At 60.0% G+C, this 7,291-nt stretch carries 7 protein-coding genes; 4 read left to right on the top strand and 3 right to left on the bottom strand.

The window, feature by feature from the left end; genetic code table 11:
• Together grxD and Q1V60_RS11235 are read right to left on the bottom strand one after the other, a co-directional pair.
• Nucleotides 1-273: Grx4 family monothiol glutaredoxin (gene grxD, locus Q1V60_RS11240; RefSeq protein WP_300630271.1), on the bottom strand; the 273-nt coding region annotated here is incomplete at its 3' end.
• A gap of 99 nt (nucleotides 274-372) precedes the next feature.
• Nucleotides 373-2,481 (bottom strand): molybdopterin oxidoreductase family protein, encoded by a 2,109-nt coding sequence (locus Q1V60_RS11235; RefSeq protein ID WP_300630270.1) that lies wholly within the window; start codon nucleotides 2,479-2,481, stop codon nucleotides 373-375.
• A 432-nt stretch (nucleotides 2,482-2,913) separates the two neighbouring features.
• Between Q1V60_RS11235 and argF the strand changes: the two genes are divergently transcribed.
• Complete coding sequence (gene argF / locus Q1V60_RS11230; protein ID WP_300630268.1) at nucleotides 2,914-3,834, top strand: ornithine carbamoyltransferase; 921 nt, start codon at nucleotides 2,914-2,916, stop codon at nucleotides 3,832-3,834.
• Nucleotides 3,831-4,874: an ABC transporter ATP-binding protein gene (locus Q1V60_RS11225; RefSeq protein WP_300630267.1), complete on the top strand. Its 1,044-nt coding sequence runs from the start codon at nucleotides 3,831-3,833 to the stop codon at nucleotides 4,872-4,874. Before argF ends, Q1V60_RS11225 begins: the two co-directional genes overlap by 4 nt.
• Before the next feature lie 18 nt (nucleotides 4,875-4,892).
• Here the strand turns inward: Q1V60_RS11225 and ybaK are convergent, their stop codons facing one another.
• Nucleotides 4,893-5,363, bottom strand: coding sequence for a Cys-tRNA(Pro) deacylase (ybaK, locus tag Q1V60_RS11220; RefSeq protein ID WP_300630265.1), 471 nt, complete (start codon nucleotides 5,361-5,363; stop codon nucleotides 4,893-4,895).
• A gap of 325 nt (nucleotides 5,364-5,688) precedes the next feature.
• On the opposite strand from ybaK, the gene Q1V60_RS11215 reads away from it, so the two are divergent.
• Together Q1V60_RS11215 and Q1V60_RS11210 are read left to right on the top strand one after the other, a co-directional pair.
• The gene (locus Q1V60_RS11215; protein ID WP_065934519.1) at nucleotides 5,689-6,543 is read left to right on the top strand and encodes an MIP/aquaporin family protein; all 855 of its coding nucleotides are present in this window, start codon (nucleotides 5,689-5,691) and stop codon (nucleotides 6,541-6,543) included.
• Nucleotides 6,544-6,619: 76 nt separating this feature from the next.
• The coding region (locus Q1V60_RS11210) for an FGGY family carbohydrate kinase (protein WP_300630260.1) at nucleotides 6,620-7,291 on the top strand (672 nt) is incomplete at its 3' end.

Below are 7,291 nucleotides of genomic sequence, written 5' to 3'. Positions count from 1 at the left end.
AGCGGCCATTTCAGTGATGATGTCGCTACCGCCGACCAGCTCACCGGCTACCCACAGCTGCGGGAACGTCGGCCAGTTGGCGTATTTAGGCAGGTTGGCGCGAATTTCCGGGTTCTGCAGAATATCCACGTAAGCGAACTTCTCGCCACACGCCATGATGGCCTGGGACGCTTTCGCGGAGAAACCGCACTGAGGAGCGTTCGGAGCGCCTTTCATGTAAAGCAGAATGGTGTTGTTACCAATCTGCTCTTTGATCGTTTCGATGATATCCATGGAACACCTCTGCAGGAACTTTGCGACTCACGGGTCGGCACGGTGTCGCATTGTAACGCAAAAAAGCCACAGGATGCTCAGGCGCGCCGACAGCCAACATCAAGCCGCTGCAACTTTCACGGGCACGCCATTGAGCGCCGCATTGCCCGACAGCTCGTCCAATTGCCGCTCATCGGTCAAATCATTCGCACTCGCTCCCGGCTGGCAGCTGGCGATACTCATCTGTACGCCTGGGCGACCGTGCCCCCAGCCGTGAGGCAGGCTGACCACGCCAGGCATCATGTCCGTGCTGGCGGCCACCTCGACTTCGACCATGCCGATGCGCGAACTGACGCGCACCCGCTGGCCGTCGCTCAAGTGACGGCTGGCCAGGTCAGCCGGATGCATCAGCAGTTGATGACGCGGCTTGCCCTTCACCAGTCGGTGATAGTTATGCATCCAGGAATTATTGCTGCGCACGTGGCGACGGCCAATCAGCAGCAGTTCGTCCGCCACCGGCACCGGTTGCGCCGCAAACCGCGCCAGGTCCGCCAGGATCACCGACGGTGCCGCCTGCACCTTGCCGTCGGCAGTTTTCAGGCGCGCGGCGAGGTTTGGCTGCAGCGGCCCCAGGTCCATGCCATGGGGATGATCGGCCAGCATCGCCACTGACAGCTTGTGCGCAGAGGCATCGCCGTAAGTACCGGCGCGCAATCCCAGGTCGATCATCTGCGCGGGCGGCATCGTCGGTTTGAGCACCACGCCGGTGTGCGCCGCAAACGCCTTGGCCAAACCGACGAAGATTTCCCAGTCGTGCAGCGCACCTTCAGGCTTGGGCAGGATCGCACGATTGAAACGTGTGACGTTGCGCACCGCGAACATATTGAAAGTGGTGTCGTAGTGATCATTCTCCAATGCCGAAGTGGACGGCAGGATCAAATCGGCATAGCGCGTGGTCTCGTTGATATAGAGGTCAACACTGACCATGAACTCCAACCCATCGAGCGCTTGCTCCAACTGACGACCATTAGGCGTCGACAATACCGGGTTGCCGGCCACCGTCACCAGGGCGCGAATTTGCCCTTCACCTTCGGTAAGCATTTCCTCGGCCAAGGCAGACACCGGCAGCTCACCCCCGTACTCAGGCCGCCCGGACACGCGGCTTTGCCAGCGGTTGAAATGCCCGCCCCCGGTCGAGGCCACCAAGTCCACCGCCGGCGTGGTGCACAAGGCGCCCCCAACGCGATCGAGATTGCCGGTCACCAGGTTGATCAACTGCACCAACCAATGACACAGCGTGCCGAACGCCTGGGTCGAGACGCCCATACGCCCGTAACACACCGCTTTATCCGCCGCCGCGAAGTCCCGCGCCAATTGGCGGATCTGCTCGGCCGGCACCGCGCACTGATGGCTCATGGCATCGGCGGTAAACCCGGCGATCGCCTGGCGCACGTCTTCCAGCCCCTCAGCCGGCAAATGGCTGTCGCGGGTCAAGCCCTCTGTAAACAAGGTGTTGAGCAGGCCAAACAACAAGGCCGCGTCGCCACCGGGGCGCACGAACAGGTGCTGATCGGCAATCGCCGCCGTTTCGCTGCGTCGAGGGTCGACGACCACCACTTTGCCGCCTCGGGCCTGGATGGCCCTGAGGCGCTTTTCCACATCGGGCACGGTCATGATGCTGCCATTGGAGGCCAGAGGGTTACCGCCCAGGATCAGCATGAAGTCGGTGTGGTCGATGTCCGGAATGGGCAGCAACAGACCATGGCCGTACATCAGGTGACTGGAGAGGTGATGGGGCAGTTGGTCCACCGACGTCGCGGAGTAGCGGTTACGGGTTTTCAACAGGCCAAGAAAGTAATTGCTGTGGGTCATCAGCCCGTAGTTATGCACGCTGGGATTGCCCTGATATACCGCCACCGCATTCTGTCCGTGGCGGGTTTGGATATCCGCAAGGCGTTCGGCTACCAGCGCAAACGCTTCTTCCCACGGGATTGGTTGCCATTCGCTGCCAACACGCAGCATGGGCTGGTGCAGACGGTCCGGATCATTCTGGATATCCTGCAACGCCACCGCTTTGGGACAGATATGGCCACGGCTGAATGTGTCCAGCGGGTCGCCCTTGATTGAGGTAATCGCCAGGCTGCCGTCGTCGCCTCGGGTGGTTTCCAGGCTGAGGCCGCAGATGGCTTCGCACAGGTGGCAGGCACGGTGGTGGAGAGTCTTGGTCATGGCCAGTCTCTTTTATAGGGGCTTTGCCGAACTATGGGCCGCGACCGAGCCGTGCACCAGCAAGGTTCGCGCTGTGAATCGGCGGACATAGCCCAAGGCATGGCTAAACGTGAGCAAATGTTTCGGAAACCTCCCACACACGCCTGAAACCGTTATCACCAAGCCCGAAGGCGCCGCTGCGCATTGCAAAAGGTCGCGACGCCAGTGTACAAATGGGCCGCTGCTGTCGAAAAACCGTCTTCAAAAGCGCTTCGGCGCCCTGCTTGAACACCCTTAAAAACCGTAGCCCTATTGGTAAGACGCGACATTTAATGTCAATATCGCGCCTTCCCCTATTTCGTCGCCCCGTGCGGCTTTCGCCGCAGGTCTCGCCCGTTGTCACAATAAACAAGGCTTTGAGTATCTGCGGTCTGTTGCAAAAGGTAGTTAATGATGAGCGCAAGGCACTTTCTCTCCCTGATGGATTGCACGCCCGAAGAGCTGGTCAGCGTGATCCGTCGAGGCATTGAGCTTAAAGACCTGCGTAACCGCGGCGTACTGTTTGAGCCTCTGAAAAACCGCGTGCTCGGGATGATTTTCGAGAAGTCCTCGACCCGCACCCGCTTGTCCTTCGAAGCCGGCATGATTCAACTGGGTGGCCAGGCTATCTTCCTGTCGCCGCGCGATACCCAACTGGGCCGAGGCGAGCCGATCAGCGATTGCGCCATCGTGATGTCACGCATGCTCGACGCCGTGATGATCCGTACCTTCGCCCACAGCACCTTGACCGAATTTGCCGCCAACTCGCGCGTGCCGGTGATCAACGGCCTGTCCGATGACCTGCACCCGTGTCAGTTGCTGGCCGACATGCAAACCTTCCTCGAACATCGCGGCTCCATCCAGGGCAAGACCGTGGCCTGGATCGGCGACGGCAATAATATGTGCAACAGTTATATAGAAGCCGCCATCCAGTTCGACTTCCACCTGCGTATCGCCTGCCCCGAGGGTTACGAGCCCAGCGCCGAGTTCATGGCCAAGGCCGATGGCCGTGTGCAGCTGCTGCGCGATCCGAAAGATGCGGTGGTCGGCGCACATCTGGTCAGCACAGACGTGTGGACCTCCATGGGCCAGGAAGACGAAACCGCCAAGCGCATGGCCCGGTTCGCGCCGTTCCAGGTGACCCGCGCCCTGCTCGACCTGGCCGCGCCGGACGTGCTGTTCATGCACTGCCTGCCCGCCCACCGCGGCGAAGAAATCAGCCTCGATCTGCTCGACGACCCACGCTCGGTCGCCTGGGACCAGGCCGAGAACCGCCTGCATGCGCAAAAGGCCCTGCTCGAATTTCTCGTGCCACCTTCGTACCACCACGCATGAGCCAGCCATTACTGCTGAGTTTGCGCAATCTGGCATGCGGCTATCAAGATCAACGGGTGGTGCAGAACCTCAATCTGCACCTTAACGCGGGCGATATCGGTTGCCTGCTGGGCTCCTCGGGCTGCGGGAAGACCACCACCTTGCGCGCAATTGCCGGGTTCGAGCCGGTCCACGAAGGCGAAATCAGCCTGGCGGGCGAAGTGATCTCCAGTGCCGGTTTCACACTGGCACCGGAGAAACGTCGGATCGGCATGGTGTTCCAGGATTACGCGTTGTTTCCCCACCTGAGCGTGGCCGACAACATCGGCTTCGGTATCCGCAAGCACCCGCACAAAGATCGTGTGGTCGCCGAGTTGCTGGAGTTGGTCAACCTCAAAGACTTGGGCAAACGCTTCCCCCACGAGCTTTCCGGTGGTCAGCAACAACGCGTCGCCCTCGCCCGCGCCTTGGCGCCGGAACCGCAACTGCTGTTGCTGGACGAACCCTTTTCCAACCTGGATGGCGAACTGCGGCGCAAACTCAGCCATGAAGTGCGCGACATCCTCAAGGCGCGCGGCACCAGCGCGATCCTGGTCACCCATGACCAGGAAGAAGCCTTCGCCGTCAGCGACCACGTGGGCGTTTTCAAAGAAGGCCGCCTTGAGCAATGGGACACGCCCTACAACCTCTATCACGAACCGCAGACGCCTTATGTCGCCAGCTTTATCGGCCAGGGCTATTTCATCCGCGGCCAGTTGAGTTCGCCCGAGTCCGTCAGCACTGAGCTGGGCGAGTTGCGTGGCAACCGGGCCTACGCCTGGCCGACCGGTGGCGCGGTGGATGTGCTGCTGCGCCCGGATGACATCGTCTACGCGCCGGACAGTGCGCTGAGAGCGCGGATTGTCGGCAAGACCTTTCTCGGCGCGTCCACGCTGTACCGCCTGCAATTACCGACGGGCGCGCAGCTGGAGTCGATTTTTCCAAGCCATGTCGATCAGCAAATGGGGGCGGATGTGGGAATCAAGGTAGCGGCTGAACACCTGGTGTTGTTCCAGGCGTAAACGGCTCAACCCTTGGCGTCAGGCTCGGCCAATCGGCGCGAAGATGGCTTGGGTATGTTCAGCCAACACAGCGGCCGGCAACTCAACTTCCAACCCCCTGCGGCCGGCGCTGACGAAAATCGTCGCAAACGGCTGCGCGGTCACATCGATAAACGTGCGCAAGCGCTTCTTTTGCCCCAAGGGGCTGATACCGCCCAGTAGATACCCGGTGGAACGCTGCGCCGCCGCCGGGTCGGCCATTTCGACTTTCTTGACGCCTGCCGCATGAGCCAAGGCTTTCAGGTCCAGACTTCCGACGACCGGCACCACTGCCACGAGCAATTGGCCTTTCTCACTGCTGGCCAGCAATGTCTTGAACACCCGCGCCGGGTCGAGGCCCAATTTTTCCGCAGCCTCCAGACCATATGAAGCCGCCTTCGGATCATGTTCATAACTATGAATACGATGTTCGGCGCGAACTTTTTTCAACAGGTCCAGGGCAGGGGTCATGTGGGCTCCAAGAGTGCAAACTGACGGCCAATTCTAGGCCAAGCGCGCCTAAAACGCTCTAGTACAGTCATCCACGCGCACAGTTCGCGCGCCTCTTGCATGATCATTCACAGCACCAATAGTTAGGAAATGACCAATGGTTCACTTTCGACCTTTGACAGCGGTCATTCTTGTCTATATTTTTTCGTTTCCGAATACTGTAGGAATAGCCCTAAGTACTCGAGCAGTAAGCCGTGGCGCAGGATGGGGATCCTCGTCACGGTGAAAATCGCGCAACCGCCCGTTGAGGCAGTGCGCCAGACAAGAACAACAACTGAGGTTTTCCATGACAACTGCTCTTCAACAGCCTTCACTTTCGAGCCAATGCATGGCCGAATTCCTCGGCACTGCGCTGCTGATCTTCTTCGGTACCGGGTGCGTTGCTGCGCTCAAGGTCGCGGGTGCGAGCTTTGGCTTGTGGGAAATCAGCATTATCTGGGGAGTCGGCGTAAGCATGGCGATCTACCTGAGTGCCGGTATTTCCGGAGCTCACCTCAATCCGGCGGTGAGTATCGCCCTGTGTATTTTCGCCGATTTCGAAAAACGCAAACTGCCCTTCTACATCCTCGCCCAAATCGCCGGTGCCTTCTGCTCCGCCGCGTTGGTGTACACGCTCTACAGCAATCTTTTTTTCGATTACGAACAAACCCACCACATGGTGCGCGGCTCTCAGGCCAGCCTGGAATTGGCCTCGGTGTTCTCCACCTACCCCCATGCATTGCTGAGCACGGCCCAGGCGTTCCTGGTGGAAATGGTCATCACCGCGATCCTGATGGGCGTGATCATGGCCCTGACAGACGACAACAATGGCCTGCCACGCGGTCCATTGGCCCCCCTGCTGATCGGCCTGTTGATCGCCGTAATCGGCAGCGCCATGGGCCCGTTGACCGGCTTCGCGATGAACCCGGCGCGGGATTTCGGGCCCAAGCTGATGACCTTTTTCGCGGGCTGGGGTGAAATGGCCTTTACTGGCGGTCGCGACATTCCCTACTTCCTGGTACCAATTTTCGCACCGATTGTCGGCGCATGCCTCGGTGCTGCAGCGTATCGCGGGCTGATTGCCCGTCATCTGCCAAGCGCCGCACCTGCTATAGCTGAAACAACTGACACGGCTGTCAACGGCAAGACTCGTATTTCCTGAAAGCGCCGGCCAGGGTCCCTGCCCTTCGTGGCCCCGGCTGATTTCCGACTTCCTTATTTCGTCCAAGGCAATTGACATGACCGACCTTCAGAATAAGAACTACATCATTGCCCTTGATCAGGGCACCACCAGCTCCCGGGCAATCATCTTCGATCGTGACGCCAACGTGGTGTGCACGGCGCAGCGTGAGTTCGTCCAGCATTACCCGCAAGCGGGCTGGGTCGAGCATGACCCGATGGAAATCTTCGCCACCCAGAGCGCAGTGATGGTGGAGGCGCTGGCTCAGGCCGGCCTGCACCACGATCAGGTCGCCGCCATCGGCATCACCAATCAGCGCGAAACCACGGTGGTGTGGGACAAGGTCACCGGTCGCCCGATCTACAACGCCATCGTCTGGCAATGCCGGCGCAGCACCGAGATCTGCCAACAGCTCAAGCGCGACGGCCATGAGCAATACATCAGCGACACCACTGGCCTGGTCACAGACCCCTACTTCTCCGGCACCAAACTCAAGTGGATCCTCGACAACGTCGAAGGCAGCCGCGAGCGTGCGCGCAACGGCGAATTGCTGTTCGGCACCGTCGACAGTTGGCTGATCTGGAAATTTACCGGCGGCAAGACCCACGTCACCGACTACACCAACGCATCGCGCACCATGCTCTTCAACATCCACGCTCTGGAGTGGGATGCGAAGATGCTCGAGATTCTGGACATTCCACGGGAAATGCTGCCGGAAGTTAAGTCGTCG

Origin of the sequence: Pseudomonas sp. (assembly GCF_030147005.1) — a bacterium.
GTDB lineage: Bacteria > Pseudomonadota > Gammaproteobacteria > Pseudomonadales > Pseudomonadaceae > Aquipseudomonas.
This window is presented reverse-complemented; position numbering and strand designations above follow the sequence as displayed.

What these genes read in the sequence shown, in the direction of transcription:
- Q1V60_RS11235 (WP_300630270.1), bottom strand. Translation starts at nt 2,481, where the DNA reads ATGACCAAGACTCTCCACCACCGTGCCTGCCACCTGTGCGAAGCCATC.
- argF (WP_300630268.1), top strand. Translation starts at nt 2,914, where the DNA reads ATGAGCGCAAGGCACTTTCTCTCCCTGATGGATTGCACGCCCGAAGAG.
- Q1V60_RS11225 (WP_300630267.1), top strand. Translation starts at nt 3,831, where the DNA reads ATGAGCCAGCCATTACTGCTGAGTTTGCGCAATCTGGCATGCGGCTAT.
- ybaK (WP_300630265.1), bottom strand. Translation starts at nt 5,363, where the DNA reads ATGACCCCTGCCCTGGACCTGTTGAAAAAAGTTCGCGCCGAACATCGT.
- Q1V60_RS11215 (WP_065934519.1), top strand. Translation starts at nt 5,689, where the DNA reads ATGACAACTGCTCTTCAACAGCCTTCACTTTCGAGCCAATGCATGGCC.